Source organism: Kitasatospora sp. NPDC097691 (assembly GCF_040302665.1).
In the GTDB taxonomy this organism is placed as follows: Bacteria; Actinomycetota; Actinomycetes; order Streptomycetales; family Streptomycetaceae; genus Kitasatospora.
In genome coordinates this window covers 31,152-51,326 of sequence record NZ_JBEORY010000030.1, presented here as the reverse complement: position 1 = coordinate 51,326, position 20,175 = coordinate 31,152, and the positions used below count along the sequence as shown (strand labels likewise).

Below are 20,175 nucleotides of genomic sequence, written 5' to 3'. Positions count from 1 at the left end.
AGGCGTGCCCACCCCGCTCCCCACCCTCCGGGGCACGGTGCGTCGGTCAGCTGCGGCGGCCCCGGACGCCGAAGTGCAGTCCTCCCCACTGGGTGAGGCCGGAGAACACGTCCTTCTCCCAGGTGTGGGCGAGGAGTTGGAACGGCTGGATGTTGTCGGGCGAGAACGGGATCGTGATGTTCAGGACGTGCGGCAGGGAACCGTCCGGGCCGCCGCTGACGGGGAGCGTCCGGCCGTCGAAGGTGGTGTAGGAGGCGCCGAAGGGGGCGGCCGAGGTGATCTGCAGGGTGCCGTTCCAGCCGTCGTGGTTCATGGCCCAGCGGCCGATCCAGTCGTTGGCGGCGAAGCCCCGCGTCGGCGTACCGGGTAGGGCCGAGCGCGAGAGGCTGACCCCGAAGGGCATCCCGCTCCAGGTGGTGGAGCCCGCCGCGTCGGCCCGGTCCCAGGAGAACACGTACGCCTGGAACTCCTGCCCCTCCCGGGCTCCCGGCTGGACCCTGTCGGTGGTGTCGGCGATCCAGAACTGCAGGCCCTGGCCGCCTTGGGTGGTGGTGCCGTTGACGTCCCAGCGCCGGCCGTCCCGGTAGTAGTTGCCGAGTTTGGTCGGGTCGCCCGCGCCGCGGCGGTAGTCGGTGGTGCGCCGGATCACGAGTTCGCCGCGCCAGCCGTCGTGGTCCATCTGCCAGCGGCCGACCCAGCAGGCCGCGGTCTGCGGGGCGGCGTCCCTGGCGTCGACGTCGATGACGTACCGGCCGCCGAGGATCGGCCAGTCCGCCGAGTCGTAGGAGAGCTCGATGAAGTGGCCCTCGCCCCAGGAGTTCTTCACCGTGTAGACGCGTCGGTCGCGGTCGAAGCCGACGATCAGGATGCAGTGGCCCGGCACGTCCGCCACCACCTCGTGGCCGCCCGCGATGACCGCCTCGACCTGCGCGGGCGTGGGCGAGCCCGGCAGCGCACCGTGGTCGGTCACCCGGTACGTCGCGGCCAGGCGGGCCGCGGTGGGCACGTGCCGCTCGTGGAACTCGAAGGAGTCCAACTGCTCCTGCGAGGAGGTCCAGTCGAGCGACCCGCTCGCCGGGGTGTCGATCCTGAGCCGGTCCATCGCCGGGCCGTCGAGGTAGGGGGCCAGCGACTCCACCGGGATCGCCGACCTGGCGAGCTTGTCGACGATGTCGGAGCTGCCCTGGAAGCCCCAGTAGGAACTGTTGTTCTCGTGCGGCGTGGTGTTGCCGACGTAGTCCGGGTAGAGCTCCCCGGCCTTGTTCAGGTGGAACGCGAAGTGCTCCGAGAGGTCGAGTTCGACGCCGTACTTGCGCTTGTACGCGGCCTCCAGCGCGGCGCAGGCGGCGAAGGCGTAGCAGGTGCCGCGCGAGCCCTGGTTCCGGAAACCAGTCTGGTACGCCGTCAGGGATACCGCGTTGCCGAGCAGTTTCAGCGGCGGGATCTTGATCAGGCCGTTCTGCAGCGCGAAGCGGTTGGACCGCTCGACCGCCTGGCGGTGTGCCACCGGATCGTCGAGGAGGTGACGGTTCCTCTCCACGACGTCCTCGAAGCGGAGGGCAGTGGTCATGGGGACTCCCTTCAAGGGAAGTTCACTTCCGTCCTGTCCGCGAGCGTAGCGCCGATCCGGGCGCCCTGACCCGCATTCCACCGCGATCGGCAGTGGTGGCGTCGGCGGTCAAGACGTCCTCGTCGTACGGGAGTTCGCTTCGCTGCCCGTCCTGTCCCGCCTGCCTCATCGCTCACCATCGGACGACCTGCCGACCCGCCCCTGAATGGGCCGGGCTCGTCGGGATTCTCGACACCTTCGCATCACGGCGACCGGGGAGTCGCCCGGCCCTGCGGGGAGGGTCGGGCGGACCGGGAAGCTGCCGTCACCGGAGTACGACGGTGACGCGGTACGTCCTCAGGAGGTCCACGGCCTCATCGAAGTACGACAGGTCGGTGCGAGGGTTGAGGACGTCCTCGGCAAGAGCGGTGCGAGCCACGTCGGCATGGTGCCAGACGAGGGTGAACGGGGGTACGACGGAAGGTCCGCCGAACAGATAGTCCTTGACCGACTCAAGGCCCTGTCCGTAGTTGGCACCGGGTCCGAGGAGGGCCTCGCCGAGTGCCAGGAGCAGGCCGAGGCGGTCCGTGACGTGCCGTCCGTCGAGATCGTAGGTGCCGCCCGAGCGACCGATGCCCACCCCGTACGGTCCGACGCTGGTGAGCTTGAGCCACTCGGACCTGCCCGCGGCGTCGAACGGGGCCCACTGGTTGGGCCGGGTGGGGATTCCGTCGTACCAGGCCTCCCAGACCCGGCAGGCTGCCAGGGTGGGGCGGTCGGCCAGCCACGGGTCGTGCCGGCCGCCGCCGCTGGGGTCGGGAACGGTGATGTCGACCAGGGTCCCGCCGAGGACGGACGGGCGGGCGTCACCGGAGCGGAAGTGGAGGTCGTACTGGGTCATCCGACGGCCGTTGCGGTCCACCGCCCACAACGCGAGGACCTGGTCGCCCTCCTGCCGTGGCGAGCGGAGTTCGGCCAGCAGGGGTTCGGCGGGTTCGCAGCCGATCAGATGCAGCGGCTGGATCTGCCCCTGCGGACGCGGTCCGGACAGGCCGTCGATCGAGAGGCAGCTACCGGCCGGATCGGCGGCCACCAGAGCGCTCGCCCACAGGTCGATCTGCGGGGCCGGCTCGAGCTGCGGGCCGCAGTCGTCCTCGACGCCGGCACCGACGGTGATGTCCACGCGATCGGGATCACCGAGCGTGGGCCGGTGGGCCAGGACGGCCACGTTCTCCAGCTCCCAGAACCGGGGGCTGTCGGTCATGGGATCTTCGGGGTGGATGAAGAGGTTCACGTCGCCCAGCAGCCGCACCGGATCGGACGACCGGAGGACGGCCCGGGACAGCCCGCTCTCGCGTGGGCAACCGCGCAGCGTCAGGACCTCACGCGGCAGCGGCGGCGGGTCCATGAACAGTCCCTCGACCTCCGCGCACCGCCCCCAGAGCTCCCCCGCCTTCTCGTCATCGTCGTCGTAGTACTCCCGCACCAGGAGGTACCGGACCGGGAAGTCCCGCCCCCACGCCACGTGTTCCTCGGACCGCACACTTCTCCCCACCAACGGACGATCGTCGCGCGCACACGATACGAGTCACGGCCGCCACATGCCTCCGAATATCGCGCGCCCGAAATGACGCTCCCCGCCGGTCGGCGCCGCCACCCGGACCACCGCCCAGCGCAAGGCCTTCGCCAACGACCCGGAGCACAGGATCCGGTCGCACGCGGTGGCGGCCCTCGCCGGAGCACGATCGCGCCCGGCGGGGGCTGCCGTGTTCCCGGACGTGCGGGTGCCCGGCGGGCGGGATGCGGTGGGCGAGTTCGGCCGAACCCGTGCCGATCGGCGGTGTCCCGCGCAAGGATGTGCGCCGTCACATGATTGACGGAGGATCAGATCATGAACGAAGCGATGCCGTCGAAGCGGTCGCAGGACGGCGCGGAGGCGGATGGCGACGTGAACGTCGTCGTCAACCGGATCGACAACTCGACGGTCAACGGTCCGGTGGTCCAGGGCCACACCGTCACCGTCCACCTGCCGCCACCCGCGCCACCGGAATGGCCGGTGTCCGTCGGCGTCATCCCGATCCTGGCCAGCGCCTTCCAGCCGCGCACCGCCGTGCGCGAGGCGATCGACCGCGTGCGGGCCGGGAACGAGACCGTGGTGCTCTCCCAGGTCCTCGCCGGGGGCGGTGGGGTCGGAAAGAGCCAGCTGGCCGCGCACTACGCCTGGCAGGCCCTGGAGGACGGCGTCGACGTGGTGGTCTGGGCGGCCGCCACCGACCCGGTCTCCGTCCTCCTCGCGTACGCCGAGGCCGCGGCCGCCGTCCAGCTGCCGGGCGCCACCAACGCCCCCGACCGCGTCGCGCAGGACGCCCAGCGCTTCCTCAACTGGCTCAGCAGCACGGAGCGCAGCTGGCTGGTGGTCCTCGACGACGTCACCGACTTCACCGCCACCGGACCGCGGTGGCCCGGGCGGTCACGCCGTGGCAACGGCCGGGTCCTCGCCACCACCCGCCAGCGCGGCGCCCACGCCTCCGGCGGAGGGCGGGCCGTCGTCCCGGTCGACGTCTACGACGCGGCCGAGGCCGTCGCCTACCTCCGCGAACGCCTCACCACCGCCGGCTACCCCTACCTGCTCGACCCGCAGGCCGAGGAGCTCGCCGAGGCGCTCGGTCGGCTGCCGCTCGCCCTCGCCCACGCCGCCGCCTACATGGTCAATCAGCAGCGCACCTGCAGGGCCTACCTGGAACTCTTCCGGGAGCGCACCCGTGCCCTGGACGCCGTGCTGCCGCCCGAGGCGGACACCGAACTGTACGGGCGGCCCGTCACGGCGGCGCTGCTGATCTCGCTGGACGCCGCCCAGCAGACCGAGCCCAAGGGCCTCGCCGTCCCGGCCGTCCGGCTCGCGGCCCTGCTCGACCCGGCCGGACACCCACGCGAGCTCTGGACCACCAGGGCGGTGACCGAGTACCTCGCGAAGCAGCGCGCCGCCGGAGCGGCGGTGCCCGGTTCGACCGCACCCGGCAGCGCGCCGGACGCGGAGCCGGCCGAACCGGGAGAACCCCCGCCGGTCACCGCCGACGAGGCGCTCACCGCCCTCGCCGTCCTGCACACCTACAACCTGATCAGCAGCTACCCGGCCGGGGTCGACGTCCCCCGGCGGGGCACGGTGGCCGCCCACCGGGAGGTCTCCATCCACGCCCTGACCGCCCGCGCCGCCAGGGACACCACCCCGAAGCCGACCCCGGTCCAGTCCGCGGTGATGTTCGCGATGCACCAGCTCTGGCCGCACGAGGACCACCTCGACCACCGCCTCGCCGCCAGCCTCCGGGCCAACACCGGGATCCTGCGTGACACGGTCGGGACCGAGGTCCTCCGGCTCTTCCCGGGATTCGCGCTGCGCGACAGAGCAGGGCTGAGTCTCCTCGGTGCCGGACTGCACGCCGAGGCCGTCGAGCACTGGTCGCGGGACGTCGAGGCCGACCTGGCCGAACTCGGTCCCGAGGACGAGCGCACCCTCGCCTCCCAGAGCAACCTGGCCGCCTCCTACGCGCTGGCCGGCCGCGCCGCGGAGGCCCTCGCCCTCCGGAAGCGGGTCGCGGTCGAGCACGAGCGCCTCTTCGGCCCCGACGCCCCCAGGACCCTCACGGCGCTCAGCTCCGTCGCCGCTTCCTACACGGACGTCGGCTACGAGAGCGACGCGGTGACGCTCAAGGAACACGTCCTGGCCGCCAGGGAACGGGTGCTCGGCCCGCTGCACTCCGACACCGTCAACTCACGGAACAACCTCGCCCTCACCTACGAGATCAACGGACGGTACGAGGAAGCACTCGCCCTGAAGGAACGGGTCGTCGTCGAACTCCTGAACCTGCTCGGCACGGGCGAACACCCCCGCATGCTCATCGCACTCGCGAGCCTCGCCTCCAGCTACGCCCAGGCCGGGCGCCTGACGGACGCGATGGAGATCGAGGAGAAGGTGCTGGAGGTCTCCGAGCGCATCCTCGGGCCCGACCACCCCGACACCATGGCCGTCCGGGCCTCCCTCGCCTCCTCGTACGCCGCGACGGGGCAGGACGAGGAAGCCCTCACCCTGCGGAAGCAGGTCGTGATGGACCGGATACGGGTCCAGGGCCCCGAGCATCCGGACACCCTCAAGGCCCTCGCCGACCTCGCGGTGTCGTACCGGCGGACCGGGCGCCACGACGAGGCCGTCGAGATCGCGGAGCGCGTCCTGCCGCTCCGGTCGCGAATCCTCGGCCGGGACCACCCGGACACCCTGATCTCCGCCGGCAACCTCGTCAACGCCTACGCCACGGCGGGCCAATTGGACCGGGCCCTGAAGCTCGCCGAGGCCCTGCGGCCCCACCAGGAACGCGTCTTCGGCCCGCACGACGACAGCACGCTGTCGGGGCGCCACGCCGTGGCACTGCTGCGCGTCCTGCGGGGTGAGTCCCTCCTCGCCGAGGATCCGGCGCGGGCCGCGAAGGACGCCGAGCTGGCCATCGAGGCGGTCGGCCCGCACGTGCGACCCCGGCTGCCGGCACTGGACGAGGCACTGGAGGACGCCCGCCGCCTCGCGGAGGCGGCCCGCGCCGCGCTGCGGGGGCGCGACGGTGCACCCGGTGCCGGGGCCGAGGGTGAGGGCTGAGGGCTGAGGGCTGAGGGCTGAGCCGACAGCGCCGGCAGGCCCGGCGCCCGGGTCAGCTGCCGCTGCCCTCGCCGCTGCCGAGCAACCTGTCGACGAGGAGCTCCGGGTAGCCGTCGGCCGGCAGGTCGATGCCGAAGATGACCCGGATGTAGAACGGTGCGACGAGCTGGTCGAGGATCTGCTCCGGGGGCGGCGGGTCCTCGCCGCGGGCCGCCGCACGTTGCCGGATCTGCTCGATGGAGTGCATTCGGCGCTGGAACTGCTGCGCACGCTCGCCGGGGGCCTGGGCGCCGGTCGGCATGGACAGGACGACGGCGCGCACGAGGGCGCGCCCTTCGGACGTGCGGATGCTCGCAACGCTGGCTCGGGCCCAGGCGAGGAGGTCGCCGCGCAGCGAGCCGGTGTCGTTCAGCGGTGAGTTGCGTTCGAGGCGGGTGGTGACCGTGTCGGCCAGGAGTGCGTCGAGGCTGCCCCAACGCCGGTAGACGCTGGTGTGGTTGACGCCCGCGCGTTGCGCGATCGCGGGGATGTTGAGCTCCTCGCCCTGCGGGTCGGAGAGCAGGTCGACGACCGCCTGGTGGACGGCCGCGCGGACCTGTTCAGGGCTCCTGCGGACTCGTTCGGACTCTTGTTTCTGAGGCATGCCCCCATCGTAAGCACAAATATTTGCTTCCGCGGCCCGCGGGGTCTACAGTTCCACTCACAAGCACAAATCTGTGCTTGTGAGCGAAGGAGAGTGCGTGATGAAGCAGCTGCTGTTCCCGAACAACATCCAGTTCTGGTACGAGACCCTCCGGTCGATGAGCCACATCGCCTACGGCGGCGCGGACTTCGGCGAGGTCGTCTCGACCGGCGAGCGGATCGTCGAGGGCGACTACGCCAGCTGGTACACCGAGTGGATGGCCACCGCCGACCGCGTCGCCGGCGAGGCCGACAAGGCGCTGGCGGCCGGTCACCGGATCAGCGCCCGGGACGGGTTCCTGCGGGCGTCGAACTACTACCGGTCGGCCGAGTTCTTCCTGCACGGCCACCCCTGCGACCCCCGCCACGACCACGCCTACGACCGCAGCGTGGCGTGCTTCCGGGCGGCGGCCGCGCTGTTCACCCCGGTCATCGAGCCCGTCGAGATCCCGTACGAGGACACCACCCTGCCGGGCTACCTGTACCGCGTCGACGACTCCGGGACGCCGCGGCCGACGCTGATCATGCACAACGGCTTCGACGGCACCGCCGAGGAACTGCACTTCTTCGGGGCGATGGCCGGCGTCGAACGCGGCTACACCGTGCTGGTCTTCGACGGCCCCGGCATGCCCGGGCCGCGCCACCACGAGGGCCTGGTCTTCCGCCCCGACTGGGAGAACGTCATCACCCCCGTCGTGGACTTCGCCGAGACCCTCCCGGACGTCGACAACAACCGCATCGCGCTCCTCGGCATCAGCATGGGCGGCGTCCTCGCCCCCAGGGCCGCGGCGTTCGAGCACCGCCTGGCCGCGCTGGTGGCCGTCGACGGCCTCTACGACCTCGGCCAGACCTCCGTCCGCAACGTCCCCGGCACCCGCGAGGAGGCCGAGCGGCTCCTGCGCGCCCAGTCCGCTCCCGAACTCGACGCCGCCCTCGACGAGATCATGACCAGGGACCCGATCGCCCGCTGGGCGATCAACCACGGCATGTACGTCATGGGCGTCGACACCCCGCGGGCCTTCAACGCCTCCTACCTCGACTACAGCCTCGCCGGCGGCATCGCCGAACGGATCCAGTGCCCCACCCTCGTCTGCGACGCCGAAGAGGACATGTTCTTCCAGGGCCAGCCCGAACAGCTCTACGACCACCTCACCTGCCCCAAGACCCTGATGGTCTTCACCGCCGAGGAGGGCGCCGGCGCCCACTGCCACCCCGGCGCCATGCGCCTGACCCAGGCCCGCATCTACGACTGGCTCGACGACACCCTCGAGGCGACCGCCTGAGGAGGCCCCGAAAAGCGTCCCGCTTCGCGCCCTTCCGCGAAACCCGGACCTACCGGGTGGACAACGGGTCCACCGCACCTTCCGCACCACGAAGGCCGAGGCGCATACGGCCGTGAACGACCCGACCGCCTCGGCCCGTTCCACACCGGGCACCAGCCGGCACCGCACGCCCCTCCCCGCCACCGGCACGATCGGGACGAACAGCGGGACTCGATACCGGGGTTCGGCGCCCCGGCCCCAACCCCGGCCGCGTCGGGGCCGGTGGTCGACGGCTCAGCGTGTGTCGAGTGCACCGGGCTCCCACCCGAGGCCGGCTCGCCCCGGCCTGCCCTCGTGGCGGGCCCGCGCGGGGCTACGTGTTCAGGGCGCGTCGTGCGGTGTCGGTGAACGCTTCCACGATGTCCCAGAGGTCCGCGCAGCTCGCGGGGAGCTCGGCTGGGTCGCCGGGGCCTCGCAGGATGTTCTCCACGAGCTTGAAGACCTTGGTCGAAGCGGGACGGACGGCCGTGGCGGCTTCCGCGACATCATCGGGACCCTCCAGGCACACGATGTCGAGTGCGGGAAGGAACCGGTCGTGGTAGTTGCCCCGGAGGTCCTTGTGGATCCCGGCGAGTACGGTCCGCCACTCGGGATGGGTCGCCCCGCGAAACAGTGCCATCGCGTTGCCGTGGAGGTTTCCCGTGACGTGAATGGAGGCGATGAACTCCAGGTACGCGGCGCGACGGGCCTGTCTGGTGTGTCCGCGCCGGTCTTCGGCAGCATTGAGCTCGGCCGTCTGGCGGGCCGACCTGGCCGACAGGCGGCCCGTCGTCCAGCTTGCGGTGACCGCGGTCGCACCGGTGATGGCAGCGATCAGCCATGACGAGTCCCCCATACCGAGCAGTGTGCGACCGGCGATGACGAGTGGCAAGGTGCTTGGTACGCCTGGCCGTTGAGTCCCGCCGGAGAACCACGGACAACCGAGGCCGAGTCCTGTCGGCAGGGAAATCCGGGGAAACACGGAAGCCGCCGACGGCAGCACGATCCTCGATTTCCGGCGCCTGCGCCGTGACGGGCAGCCCCCGCCGGAGGCCTGCGGCCCCTTCTTGACCGAAGGGCTCCGCGGCGGCGGGCGCACCGGGTCCAATCCGTTCGTCCGCCGGGCTCCGAATGGATCGGGACCGTACGGCGGCTCGGGAGGAAGACCGAGGAAGACCAATGACACACCACGTCGACGGACGGCTGCCGGCCGGCGGGTCGCTGCAGGGCCTGACTGCGGGCCTGCGCTCGCCGGCGCACGCCCACCGGGCCGCGTGCCGGCCGGGATCGGACACGGGTCGGGAAGGTGGAGTGCGATGAGCCGGAGTGCAGTGACCGAGGTCGTCGTGGTCGGCGCGGGCCTGGCCGGTCTGGCCTGCGCACTGGACCTGACGGCGGCCGGCCGGGACGTCCTGGTCGTGGAAACCGCCGAGGAGGTGGGCGGGCGGATGCGCACCGACGTGGTCCGGGGGTTCCGGCTCGACCGCGGCTTCCAGGTGTTCAACACCGCCTACCCGCAGGTCAGGCGCCGTCTGGAGCTGCGTGCGCTGGGGCTGCGCCCGTTCACGCCCGGGTTCCTGCTGGCCGACGCGCGGGGCTCGCACCGCGTGGTCGATCCGACCAGGTGCCCGGGCCAGGCCGGTGACCTGCTGCCCGGCGCGCTGCTGCCGCTGCGCGACCTGGCCGCGCTGGGGCTGCTGGGGGTCGGTGCGGCGGCGCTGCCCGCAGCCCTGCTCAAGCGGTTGCCGGAGACCAGCACCGCACGGGCGCTGCGGCGGGCCGGGGTGTCGCGGCGCACCGTCGACGGGGTGCTCGGCCCGTTCCTGGCCGGGGTGTTCCTGGAGGAGGGGCTGGAGACCTCCAGCCGGTTGTTCCACCTGGTGTGGCGCAGCATGATCCGCGGGAGTCTGTGCCTGCCGCAGGAGGGCATCGGGGCCGTGCCGCGGCAGTTGGCGGCCCGGCTGCCGCAGGACCGGCTGCTGCTCGGCACGCGGGTGGAGGGGGTGACGGCGGACGGGGTGGCACTCGCGGACGGCTCGGTGCTGGCGTCCCGCGCGGTCGTGGTGGCGACCGGGATGGCGCAGGCCGCCCGGCTGCTGCCGGGCCTGGAGGTACCGGCGTCACGGGCGGTGACGACCTTCTACCACGCGGCGCCGGTCAGCCCGTTGCGCGAGCCGACGCTGGTCGTGGACGCGGGTCGGCAGGTGCTGAACACGGTGGTGCTGTCGGAGGTCGTCCCCGGCTGCTCGCCGGACGGGCGGGCGCTGGTGTCGACCTCGGTCCTGGGGACGGGCGCGGACGAGCGGGCGGCCCGGGCGCGGGCCGGCACGATGTTCCGGGCGGACACCTCGGCGTGGGAGCAGCTGGCCGAGTACCGCATCGCCGAGGCGCTGCCGGCCGGGCCGGCACCGCTCCTGCTCAGCCGCGCCACGCGGTTCGCGCCGGGGCGCTACGTGTGCGGGGACCACCGGGCCACGGGCTCGGTGCAGGGGGCGCTCGCCTCGGGCGCGCGGGCCGCCCGGGAGGTCCTGGTCGACCTGGCCGGTCCGAGGCAGTGATGGTTCGACTGGGCCTGCGTGGTCGAGCCGCTGCACGGTGGGGCTGTGACCCTGGTGGCGTGACCCGACGGATTCGGCGCTGCCCGTGGTGCCGGACGGCGCTCCGAAGGACGCGCCCGCCCGGAAGCCGTTCTGCGGGCCGGACTGCCGCAAGCGGGCCTGGCGCCGGCGCCGGCGCCGGGACCTGCTGATCAGCAGGGGCACCGCGGTCATCTTCAGCGACACCGTGTTCGGCGCGGGCCGGTGCGAGCAGTGCAACGGGATCATCAGCGTCCGCAAGCGGTTGTACTCTCGGTTCTGCTCTCCGGCCTGCCGCACCAGTGCGTGGCGCGAGCGCCTGGAGGCCACTCAGGAGCCGTCCCGGTAGGCGTCACGGCGTGACGACTGTCCGGGACGGCGTCTGAACGGTCTTCGGTGCAACTCCTGATCAAGGAAGTAGCACCTGATAGTGGTGACGCCCAGGCCGCCTCGCGGGTTTGAGCCCGGCGCAGCGACTGACGAACCCGGCGAAGAGTCGCGTCCTACCGGCTCGAGGCGCGGCCGACCACCCCCGCTACGTCCTACTTTTCCTCCGGCTCCCAGGCTCGGAGCAGGTCGAGCAGTCCTGCGTCTCCGTCAACGCGCAAGGAGTCGGCCTGGATACGGTCGTACAGGTAGAGGACCAACTCACTGGCCGTGCCATGGACGGAGGCGCCGGCTGCGTCCGAGTCCTCGCCGGTCGCGGCAGTGGGCGCGGGTATGCGGGCGGAGCGGGCGCCGTCGCCGTCGACCGTGAGGCGCCAGGAGTGGCCCTCGGCAGCGTGGAAGTCGAAGGCCGTGGGCTTGTGCGGCCAGGCACTCGGCGTTCCGCAGACGGTGAACAGGAACTCCTCCACACCGTCGAGTGTCACCTCGACCGGCAGCGGCTGCGGGGCGCCCCCGGCGAGCTGCGCGTCGTAGGTGTGCACCGCGCTCTCCTGGACCCGGTGCCGGGCGACTCCGCCCGAGGTTTGCGGTGACTGCGACGCAGGCCACCACGTCCAGCAGCCGCCCTCCGGTCCTGCCTCGCGCAGAGCACTCAGCAGAACCTGCGTCGACGCGGCCAACCAGGCCAGCAGGGCCTCACGCTCCCGCGGCAGTTCCAGAGCGGCGCGCGCAGCGGCGGCCTCGGCCGGGGGAGCGTCGGCAGGCCCGGCGCCGACGATGGCGGCCCAGAAACGATCTCCCCCACCCAGGTGCTTCACCAGATCGAACAGCGTCCAGCCGGGGCAGGTCGGCACCGGTGCGTCGAGACTGGGCGCGGCGGCGACCGCGTCGCGGAAAGCGCTCGACCGTTCATCGATCAGTCGCAGCAGGTCAGGGAACTCAAGATTCTTTTCCACGCCGGATATCTATCACCGTGCTCCGGTGATCGGCCAGCGATTTTCACAGTCGCCGCCGGTTGGCCATTGCGGACGTCCTCGCCTCCCACCGCCTGTCTGGGGCAACGGCATTGCGTTCAAGGGCGGCCCGGATACCTCAGGCTGGTGAGCACCGAACCGGTACGTACGGCCGGGGGTCTCGCGCGACGGTGCGAAAACGCTGCGACTGGGCGGAAGGCGCCGGGAGGGCGACCATGGAGGCATCGTTCCACCGGCAACGCCGGAGGGACCGGGACGGAGCCGGAACGCGGTCGTGAGCCGGAACGCGGTCACGACCCGGAGCGCGGTCGTGAGTTCACGTCAGGTCGGCTCGTGCCGCTCCTGGCCCGGGTCGAACCCTCCTGCGCATGAGCCCGGGCCACACCGAACGCGGGAGGAAGCCATGACTCTCGATGCCGGACCGCGCGGCGGCGGCCCACCGGGAGCGAAGGACCCCATGGAGGACGTGGGCCTGCCGACCGGAGGCGTGGCCCGGCGCCTGGGCGTGTCACCCATGACGGTCCGCTCCTGGGAACGCCGTTACGGCATCGGCCCGGCCGACCGTGAGGCCGGGCACCATCGCCGCTGGAGCCGCGGGGACATCGCCGTCCTGGAGGCCATGTGCCGCCTGACGGCCCGCGGGGTACCGCCGGCCGAAGCCGCCCGGGCCGCGCTGGCCGGGCGCCGCGCCGCAAGCCGTGACAGCAGCCGGTCCGCCGCCGGTCCGGAGCCTGGAACGGCAGAGCCGGGCGGCGTCCTCGCCGGTCGCGGACCGGGCGGAAGCCGTGCCCTGCGGGTGGGCACGGTACGCCCCGAGTGCCGGGGCCTGGCCCGGGCGGCGGTACGCCTCGATGCGCCGGAGGTCGACAGGATCCTGCGCGAAGCGGTCGGGGCACTCGGGGTGATCGACGCATGGACGGAGGTCATGATGCCCGCCCTGCGGGCAGCGGGCCGCAAGTGGGCGGCCGACGGCGAGCAGTACGTGGAGGTCGAGCACCTGTTGTCGTGGCACGTCTCCAGCGCCCTGCGCGGCGTGGCGGTGAAGGCCCTCGCCACCCGGCCCGTCCGGCCCGTTCTCCTGGTGGCGACGCCCGCCGAGCAGCACACCCTTCCGCTGGAGGCCACGGCCGCCGCGCTCACGGAGCGCGCCCTTCCCTTCCGGATGCTGGGCGCGGCCGTCCCGCCGCGGGCGCTGCTCGACGCCGTCCACCGGATCGGCCCGGGTGCGGTGATGATCTGGTCCCAGGGCCGGGACACCGCGGACCGCGAGCTGGCGCGCCGGGTGTGCCGAAGCACGTGGGGTCCGCAGGGCTCCCGCAGCCGGGCGCTGGTCGTGTGCGCCGGTCCCGGCTGGGCCCGCGCCCGGCCGCCGGCGGGTACTGCCACTCCCCGCACCCTCGCAGCCGCCGTCGACCTCCTGGAACGGGCGGTCACGGGCTGAACATCGGGGTCACCGCGCACCGTTCTCACCGAGTCCGTTCACACCGAGTTCCTCACACCGGAAGCGGGGCCAATCCATGCCCGAGCCGGTTCCGAAGGTTGGGTGCAACGACATTGCGGCCGCGCCGCGGCCCCTCGGGAGGGCTCTCGTGACCATGTTCGACACCGTCTCCACCGACCCGGCCATCTCCACCGACCCGGCCCTCACGACCACCCCGGCCGTCGTCACCGACCGGTCCGTGGCCGCGGCTGCCGGCGGCGCAGGTCCGCGCAGGGTGGCCGTCGTGGGCTCCGGCGTGGCGGGACTCACCGCGGCGTACACGCTGTCGCGCTCCGGCGTGGAGGTGGAGCTGTTCGAGGCCGACGGACGGCTCGGCGGCCACGCCCACACCCAGCACGCGACCGCTCGGGACGGGCGGACACTGGCGTTGGACACGGGGTTCCTGGTGCACAACGAGCGGACCTATCCCCACCTGGTACGGCTGTTCCGGGAGCTCGGCGTCCGCACCCGGGACAGCGAGATGAGCATGTCCGTCCGCTGTGACGGCTGCGGTCTGGAGTACGCGGGCGCACGGGGACCGGCCGGCCTGCTTGCCGGGCCCGACGCCCTGGCGCGCGGCCGGTACCTGCGGATGCTCGCCGAGGTGCCGCGCTTCCACCGGCGGGCGCGCCGCCTGCTCGCCGACCCCGGAGCGGGCGACCCGAGCCTGCGGGACTTCCTCACCGCCGAGCGCTTCTCGCCGTACTTCGTGAGCCACTTCATGACCCCGGTGGTCTCCGCCGTGTGGTCCTGCGCCCCCGACCTGGCGGGCGACTACCCGGCCCGCTACCTCTTCGCGTTCCTCGACAACCACGGCCTGCTCTCCGTGACCGGCTCACCCACCTGGCGCACCGTCGTCGGAGGCTCCCGCACCTACGTCGACAAGATCGCCGAGCGGCTCACCGTCGTCCACCGGTCCACCCCCGTCCGTGCGGTGCGCCGGCACCCGGACGGCGTCACCGTGGTCTCCGGGGACGGACGCCGTACCGAGGCCGACGCGATGGTGGTCGCCACCCACGCCGACCAGGCCCTGCGCCTGCTCGTCGACCCGACCGACGCCGAGCTCGAGGTCCTCGGCGCCTTCACCTACTCGCGCAATCCGACGGTGCTGCACCGCGACCCGACGGTGCTGCCCTCCGCGCGGGCGGCGCGCGGATCGTGGAACTACCGGATGCCCCACTGCACCGCCCCCTCCGACCGGGTCCGGGTCAGCTACCACCTCAACCGGCTGCTGCACCTGGACACCGCCGACGACTACCTGGTCACCCTCAACGAGGACCGCGGCAACCCGGTCCCGGAACAGCTGGTGCTCTCCCGCACCGTCTACGAGCACCCGGTCTACACCGCAGCCACGGTCGCCGCCCAGCGCCGGCTGCCCGAACTCACCACCGCCCGCACCGCGTTCGCCGGTGCCTACCACGGCTGGGGGTTCCACGAGGACGGCTGCCGCTCCGGCGTCGAGGCCGCCCACGCCCTGCTCGGGGTGAGCGTGCCGTGACCACCCTGCCCGGACCGTGGGGCGCGGTCCTCTACGACACCGTCACGACGCACGTACGCACCACACCCCGGCGACGGTCGTTCCGGCACCGCGGCTACCTGTGGCTGGTCGACCTCGACCGACTCCCGCCCGTTCCAAGGCCGTTGCGGCCGCTGGCCCGGTTCCGGCCGCACGACCACACCCTCGACCCGACCGGCGGGGCACCGACGATCCGCCAGGACCTGCAGCGCTACCTCGCCCGCCACGGCGTACGGCTCGGCCCGGGCCAGGTGCTGATGCTGACCCAGGCCCGCTCGCTCGGCCACGTGTTCAACCCGCTGACCGTGTACTGGTGCCGCGACGAGGCAGGCAGCCCGCTGTGCACGGTCGCCGAGGTCCACAACACCTACGGCGGCCGGCACCGCTACCTGCTGCCCCCCGACCCCGAAGGCCGCGGCGAGAGCGTCAAGGACTTCTACGTCTCGCCCTTCTTCCCCGTCGACGGCCGCTACCGGATGGTGCTGCCCGAACCCGGGCAGCGGCTCCACCTGACCATCCACCTGGAACGCCGGGGCGGGCGCGCCTTCACCGCCACCGTCCGGGGCACCGCGCGGCCGGCCGGCCCCGCCGCCCTGCTGCGCGCCGCGGCCACCCACCCGTTCGCCACCTGGGCCGTCAGCCTGCACATCCGCTACCAGGGCGCCCGTCTGTGGCTCAGCGGACTGCCCGTCCACCCCCGTCCGACCACCGGTCCGTCCCGGCCCGCCGAGAACCCCACGCCCACGGAAGAGGTGCCCACCCCATGACGACCACGGTCCCCCCGGCAGCGCCGCCGGCCCTCCCCGTCGACCCCGCGCGTTGGCCGGACGTCGCCCGGGTGCCGAACGCCCCGCTGCGCGCGGCCGTCGCCGCACGCCTGCTGCGCCGGGTGGCCTCGCGGCGCGGCCTGCGCATCGAACTCCCCGGCGGCCGTACCCTGCAGCCCGCCCCGCCCGACGCACCGGTCCTGCGCCTGCACCGCCCGCAGGCCTTCCTCCACCGGGTCGGCGAGGGCGGCCTGATCGGCTTCGGCGAGGCGTACCAGGCCGGCGACTGGGACAGCCCCGATCTCGTCGCGCTCCTCACCGAACTCGCCACCGCCCCCGAGACCCTGGTGCCCAGCGGCACACACTGGCTGCGCCGACTCTACGTCCGGCGCCCGCCGGACGAGGAACTGTCCACCGCGGCGAACGCGCGGCGCAACATCCACCGGCACTACGACCTCTCGAACGACCTGTTCGCCCTGTTCCTCGACCCGACGATGACCTACTCCTCGGCGCTCTTCCCCACCGGCCCCGGCCATGGACCGGTCGCGACCCGGGAGGGCCTGCCCGCCGCCCAGCACCGCAAGATCGACCGGCTGCTCGACCTGGCCCGCGTCGGCCCCGGCGTCCGGCTGCTGGAGATCGGCACCGGCTGGGGCGAACTCGCCCTGCGCGCCGCCGCCCGCGGCGCCCGGGTCGTCAGCCTGACCCTCTCCGAGGAACAGCTCGCCCTCGCCCGGCGCCGGATCGCCGACGCCGGCCAGGCCCACCGGGCCGAGGTCCGGCTGTGCGACTACCGAGCCGCCGAAGGCGAGTACGACGCCGTGGTGAGCGTCGAGATGATCGAGGCCGTGGGGCGCCCCTTCTGGCCGGAGTACTTCCACGCCCTCGACCGGGTCCTGGCGCCAGGCGGACGGGTCGCACTGCAGGCGATCACCATGCCCCACGACCGGATGCTCGCGAGCAGCCGCACCTACACGTGGATCCTCAAGTACGTCTTCCCCGGCGGCCTCATCCCGTCCCTGCGGGCGATCGAGGAGAGCACCGCCCGCCACACCCGGCTGCGGATGACCCGCGCCGACGCCTACGGGCCGCACTACGCCGAGACCCTGCGCCTGTGGCGCGAACGCTTCACCGAACGGTCGCCGCAGGTCGCGGCCCTCGGCTTCGACGAGGTCTTCCGGCGCATGTGGGAGCTCTACCTCGCCCACTCCGAGGCCGGGTTCCGCACCGGCTACCTCGACGTCCACCAGATCCTCCTCACCCGCGACGAGGCGCCGGCACGGACGCGGCGGCCCTGACCGGCACGGCCCCCGGCCGTACACCCCCCGACCACCTGCGGGCGCAGCGGCGTGGAGCGGATCCTCACCCGACGCCCCGATGACCGTGCCCACCGTCCGGCCCACCCACTCGTACGAGGACATCCCGTGAACGCCGCCGCCTTCGCACTCAACCTCGCCGTCACCGCCGCCGTCGCCCTCGCCGTCCTCCTCGCCGCGTTCGCGGTCGGCGTGCGCACCGGGCGCCACCGCGGCGTGGACGTCGCCTGGGGCCTCGCGTTCACCGCTGTGGCGCTGAGCGGCTACGCACTCTCGGACGGCCACGGGGCCCCCGGGCGCCGACTGCTGGCCACCGTCCTCGTCACCGTCTGGGGCCTGCGGCTGTCCGGGCACATCTGGTGGCGCGCCCGCGGTGCCCCCGAGGACCCTCGCTACGCCCGGATGCTCTCCCGCGCACCCGAAGGCCCCGCCCGCACCCGGTACGCCCTGCGGATGGTCTACCTCCTCCAGGCCGCCCTCGTCTGGTTCGTCTCCCTGCCCGTCCAAGCCGCCCAGTACGTTCCCCGCCCGCTCGGCACGCTCGCCTGGGCGAGCACCGCGCTGTGGACGTTCGGCCTCTTCTTCGAGGCGGTCGGGGACTGGCAGCTCACCCGCTTCAAGGCCGCCCCCGCCAACCACGGCCGGATCATGGACCGCGGTCTGTGGCGCTACACCCGCCACCCCAACTACTTCGGCGACGCCTGCGTCTGGTGGGGCCTGTTCCTGCTCGCCGCCGACACCCCCGTCGGCTGGGCCTTCGTCCTCAGCCCACTCCTGATGACCTGGCTGCTCGCCTTCGGCAGCGGCAAACCGATGCTGGAACGCCAACTCGGCGCGGAGCGCCCCGGATGGGCCGACTACGCCGCCCGCACCAGCGGCTTCGTGCCCCTGCCACCACGCCGACACCCGACCACCCGGCCCGCACCACCTCCGAGGCCCCGCCCATGACCGCCCCCATCGCCCTGTTCACCCAGGACGCGCCGGACAGCCGCACCGGTGGTCCGCACCCGCTCGTCCGCCGCGGCCCCGGGAGCCGTAACCCCAACCTATGCGGCTCGCCTGCGACTTCGTATCGTGTGTGCCATGACGAATGAAGCAGAGCCGGGCCACCACACCACCGGGTGGAACGACACGTCGAACCCGGCCCCGGGCGGCAGCGCCTCCTACCGGGGCGTGTGCACCTGTTTCGACCAGGGCCGGGTGAGCAACCGACGGCGGGTGCGCTTCCACCATGAGCGGCAGGACACGTCGTCGCAGGCCTGGCAGCACCTCCTTGCGCTGATCGAGGAAGCTGCCGCGGACGGACGGGAGGTGTTCCGACCGCTGGCGGAGATGAGCCTCGAAGAGCGGCGCCAGATCGTCACCCTGCCTCCCAGCATCGCCAAGCTCACCGCCGTCAAGGAGTTCACCCTCTACGGCAGCAACCTGGTTCGGATCCCTCCGGAGATCGGCGCCATGGAAAGCCTGCAGGAGTTCACCCCGTACACGTCCTACCGGCTGCACTGGTTCCCGTACGAGCTGACGCGATGCGCGAGTCTGAAGCGCAGCACCGTGAGCACGCGCGCACTGTACGGCAACGAGAAGCTCCGCCCACCGTTCCCCCCGCTCCAGCCCGCCCGCGTGGTGACCACGGATCTCGGCCTCGACGACGTCGACCCAGGGCACTGGGGTACCACGGCAGTTCGTGGTTGCAGCGTGTGTGACCGATCGCTGGAAGGGGCCGAGATCCACCAGGCGTGGATCTCCCTGCGAGTCGCCACCGACGTCCTGCCGCTTCTGGTCAACGCCTGCTCCGCATCCTGCCTGCAGGCCCTTCCCAAGCCGCCGGAGGGCTACGTCCAGACCCCGCACGCCGGTGGCCCCGGCCTTTCCCAGCCCACCGCCGACTACGCCTGACCCGCCGCCACGCGGGCCGCCAAGGTGTCCGCGTCGGCCCGGCCGTCAGGCGCCCGCCGTACCGGGGCCGACGGACAGGACGATCTTCCCGCGGTTGCGGCCCGATTCGCCGGCGCGGTGGGCCTCGGCGGCCTGCTCCAGGGGGAGGGTGCGGGCCACGGATGCCCGGAGCAGGCCCCGGTCGACGAGTGAGGCGAGGGCGGCCAGGTCCGGGGCAGACGGGGTGAAGGCCAACTCGACCAGTTCGCGGCCGATGTGGGCGGCGCGGGCGCGCAGGGCGGTGCGGTCAGGGCCGGTGCCGCGCACGTCGACCAGGACGCCGCCGGGCCGGAGCGTTTCCAGTGACCGCAGGCCGAGGCCGCCGCTGATCGGGTCGATCACGGCGTCCACCTGCCGGTCGGCGGCGGCGAGCGCGGCGGCGACGTCGGCCGTGGTGTAGTCCAGGATCTCGTCCGCACCGAGTGCGCGCAGGAACGCGTGGTTGGCGGCGCGGGCGGTGGCGGTGACGTGGGCACCGCGCGCCTTGGCCAGCTGGACCGCCAGGTGGCCGACGCCGCCCGCCGCGCCGTGGATCAGCACCCGGGCGCCCTCACGCACCGTCCGGGCCCGCTCCAGCGCCTGCCAGGCCGTCAGGCCGGCCACCGGGAGGGCCGCGGCGTGGCGCAGGCCGCCGAGTCGAGGAGCGGCGGCCAGCTGGGACTCGGGGACGGCCGCGTACCCGGCGTAGGAGCCGCGGGGCGGCATCGTCACCCCGAACACCCGGTCGCCGGGACGGAACCGGTCGGCGCCGGGGCCGACCGCCTCGACGGTGCCGGCGAGGTCGAGGCCGATCGTGAACGGCGGTGTCCCGAACCGGCGTACCTCTCCCGAGCGGATCCGCCAGTCGGCCGGGTTGACGCCGGCGTACTCGATCCGGACCAGGACCTCGCCGGCGGCCGGCTCCGGCACCGGCAGCCGGGCCGGCTGCAGTACCTGCGGGCCGCCGTACTCGCTGACCACGACCGTACGCATACCGCTGTCCATGGGGACCTCCTGAGGTCGGTGGCGGCGGGCACCGGGCCGCTCCCGGCGCCTCGCGGCGTGTTCATCC

16 protein-coding genes are annotated in these 20,175 nt (G+C 73.0%); 10 read left to right on the top strand and 6 right to left on the bottom strand.

The genetic code is table 11. The features are described 5' to 3' along the window. Positions 1-46: 46 nt before the first annotated feature. Together ABTY56_RS21710 and ABTY56_RS21705 are read right to left on the bottom strand one after the other, a co-directional pair. Complete coding sequence (locus ABTY56_RS21710) at positions 47-1,570, bottom strand: hypothetical protein (protein ID WP_350630598.1); 1,524 nt, start codon at positions 1,568-1,570, stop codon at positions 47-49. Between the two features lie 304 nt (positions 1,571-1,874). After that, positions 1,875-3,092: a barstar family protein gene (locus ABTY56_RS21705; RefSeq protein WP_350630596.1), complete on the bottom strand. Its 1,218-nt coding sequence runs from the start codon at positions 3,090-3,092 to the stop codon at positions 1,875-1,877. A gap of 348 nt (positions 3,093-3,440) precedes the next feature. Here ABTY56_RS21705 and ABTY56_RS21700 point away from each other — a divergent pair, with 348 nt between their 5' ends. Continuing rightward, entirely contained in the window at positions 3,441-6,191 is a 2,751-nt protein-coding gene (locus ABTY56_RS21700) for a tetratricopeptide repeat protein (RefSeq protein ID WP_350630595.1), read from the top strand. Between the two features lie 52 nt (positions 6,192-6,243). On the opposite strand, the gene ABTY56_RS21695 is transcribed toward ABTY56_RS21700, so the two are convergent. Continuing rightward, the gene (locus ABTY56_RS21695) at positions 6,244-6,834 is read right to left on the bottom strand and encodes a TetR/AcrR family transcriptional regulator (protein WP_350630594.1); all 591 of its coding nucleotides are present in this window, start codon (positions 6,832-6,834) and stop codon (positions 6,244-6,246) included. Between the two features lie 100 nt (positions 6,835-6,934). On the opposite strand from ABTY56_RS21695, the gene ABTY56_RS21690 reads away from it, so the two are divergent. Further along, positions 6,935-8,155 carry an alpha/beta hydrolase family protein gene (locus ABTY56_RS21690; protein ID WP_350630593.1) on the top strand — a complete coding sequence of 407 codons (1,221 nt, stop codon included), beginning with the start codon at positions 6,935-6,937 and terminating at the stop codon, positions 8,153-8,155. A 352-nt stretch (positions 8,156-8,507) separates the two neighbouring features. On the opposite strand, the gene ABTY56_RS21685 is transcribed toward ABTY56_RS21690, so the two are convergent. Next, a complete protein-coding gene (locus tag ABTY56_RS21685; protein WP_350630592.1) occupies positions 8,508-9,029 on the bottom strand; it encodes a hypothetical protein in 522 nt (173 codons plus the stop codon). Positions 9,030-9,489: 460 nt separating this feature from the next. On the opposite strand from ABTY56_RS21685, the gene ABTY56_RS21680 reads away from it, so the two are divergent. Both ABTY56_RS21680 and ABTY56_RS21675 read left to right on the top strand, forming a co-directional pair. Next, entirely contained in the window at positions 9,490-10,731 is a 1,242-nt protein-coding gene (locus ABTY56_RS21680) for an NAD(P)/FAD-dependent oxidoreductase (protein WP_350630591.1), read from the top strand. 88 nt (positions 10,732-10,819) lie between these two features. Continuing rightward, positions 10,820-11,098, top strand: a complete 279-nt coding sequence (locus ABTY56_RS21675) for a hypothetical protein (protein WP_350630590.1) — start codon at positions 10,820-10,822, stop codon at positions 11,096-11,098. Between the two features lie 193 nt (positions 11,099-11,291). Here ABTY56_RS21675 and ABTY56_RS21670 read toward each other — a convergent pair whose 3' ends face one another. After that, a complete protein-coding gene (locus ABTY56_RS21670; protein ID WP_350630589.1) occupies positions 11,292-12,092 on the bottom strand; it encodes a maleylpyruvate isomerase family mycothiol-dependent enzyme in 801 nt (266 codons plus the stop codon). A gap of 475 nt (positions 12,093-12,567) precedes the next feature. On the opposite strand from ABTY56_RS21670, the gene ABTY56_RS21665 reads away from it, so the two are divergent. The 6 genes from ABTY56_RS21665 to ABTY56_RS21640 all read left to right on the top strand — a co-directional run bounded on the left by ABTY56_RS21665 (position 12,568) and on the right by ABTY56_RS21640 (position 19,085). Continuing rightward, a complete protein-coding gene (locus ABTY56_RS21665) occupies positions 12,568-13,551 on the top strand; it encodes a MerR family transcriptional regulator (RefSeq protein ID WP_350630588.1) in 984 nt (327 codons plus the stop codon). 148 nt (positions 13,552-13,699) lie between these two features. Further along, the gene (locus ABTY56_RS21660; RefSeq protein ID WP_350630587.1) at positions 13,700-15,088 is read left to right on the top strand and encodes an NAD(P)/FAD-dependent oxidoreductase; all 1,389 of its coding nucleotides are present in this window, start codon (positions 13,700-13,702) and stop codon (positions 15,086-15,088) included. A 5-nt stretch (positions 15,089-15,093) separates the two neighbouring features. Next, positions 15,094-15,873, top strand: coding sequence for a DUF1365 domain-containing protein (locus ABTY56_RS21655; RefSeq protein WP_350630661.1), 780 nt, complete (start codon positions 15,094-15,096; stop codon positions 15,871-15,873). After that, on the top strand, positions 15,870-17,171 hold the full coding sequence (locus ABTY56_RS21650) for a class I SAM-dependent methyltransferase (RefSeq protein WP_350630586.1): 1,302 nt from the start codon (positions 15,870-15,872) through the stop codon (positions 17,169-17,171). Before ABTY56_RS21655 ends, ABTY56_RS21650 begins: the two co-directional genes overlap by 4 nt. A gap of 126 nt (positions 17,172-17,297) precedes the next feature. After that, positions 17,298-18,137, top strand: a complete 840-nt coding sequence (locus ABTY56_RS21645) for a DUF1295 domain-containing protein (RefSeq protein WP_350630585.1) — start codon at positions 17,298-17,300, stop codon at positions 18,135-18,137. Between the two features lie 135 nt (positions 18,138-18,272). Continuing rightward, positions 18,273-19,085, top strand: coding sequence for a leucine-rich repeat domain-containing protein (locus ABTY56_RS21640; protein WP_350630584.1), 813 nt, complete (start codon positions 18,273-18,275; stop codon positions 19,083-19,085). Between the two features lie 45 nt (positions 19,086-19,130). On the opposite strand, the gene ABTY56_RS21635 is transcribed toward ABTY56_RS21640, so the two are convergent. Next, the gene (locus tag ABTY56_RS21635; RefSeq protein WP_350630583.1) at positions 19,131-20,108 is read right to left on the bottom strand and encodes an NADP-dependent oxidoreductase; all 978 of its coding nucleotides are present in this window, start codon (positions 20,106-20,108) and stop codon (positions 19,131-19,133) included. Between the last annotated feature and the right edge of the window lie 67 nt (positions 20,109-20,175).

What these genes read in the sequence shown, in the direction of transcription:
- ABTY56_RS21690 (WP_350630593.1), top strand. Translation starts at nt 6,935, where the DNA reads ATGAAGCAGCTGCTGTTCCCGAACAACATCCAGTTCTGGTACGAGACC.
- ABTY56_RS21650 (WP_350630586.1), top strand. Translation starts at nt 15,870, where the DNA reads ATGACGACCACGGTCCCCCCGGCAGCGCCGCCGGCCCTCCCCGTCGAC.
- ABTY56_RS21695 (WP_350630594.1), bottom strand. Translation starts at nt 6,834, where the DNA reads ATGCCTCAGAAACAAGAGTCCGAACGAGTCCGCAGGAGCCCTGAACAG.
- ABTY56_RS21710 (WP_350630598.1), bottom strand. Translation starts at nt 1,570, where the DNA reads ATGACCACTGCCCTCCGCTTCGAGGACGTCGTGGAGAGGAACCGTCAC.
- ABTY56_RS21640 (WP_350630584.1), top strand. Translation starts at nt 18,273, where the DNA reads ATGACGAATGAAGCAGAGCCGGGCCACCACACCACCGGGTGGAACGAC.
- ABTY56_RS21635 (WP_350630583.1), bottom strand. Translation starts at nt 20,108, where the DNA reads ATGGACAGCGGTATGCGTACGGTCGTGGTCAGCGAGTACGGCGGCCCG.
- ABTY56_RS21680 (WP_350630591.1), top strand. Translation starts at nt 9,490, where the DNA reads ATGAGCCGGAGTGCAGTGACCGAGGTCGTCGTGGTCGGCGCGGGCCTG.
- ABTY56_RS21685 (WP_350630592.1), bottom strand. Translation starts at nt 9,029, where the DNA reads ATGGGGGACTCGTCATGGCTGATCGCTGCCATCACCGGTGCGACCGCG.
- ABTY56_RS21700 (WP_350630595.1), top strand. Translation starts at nt 3,441, where the DNA reads ATGAACGAAGCGATGCCGTCGAAGCGGTCGCAGGACGGCGCGGAGGCG.
- ABTY56_RS21665 (WP_350630588.1), top strand. Translation starts at nt 12,568, where the DNA reads ATGGAGGACGTGGGCCTGCCGACCGGAGGCGTGGCCCGGCGCCTGGGC.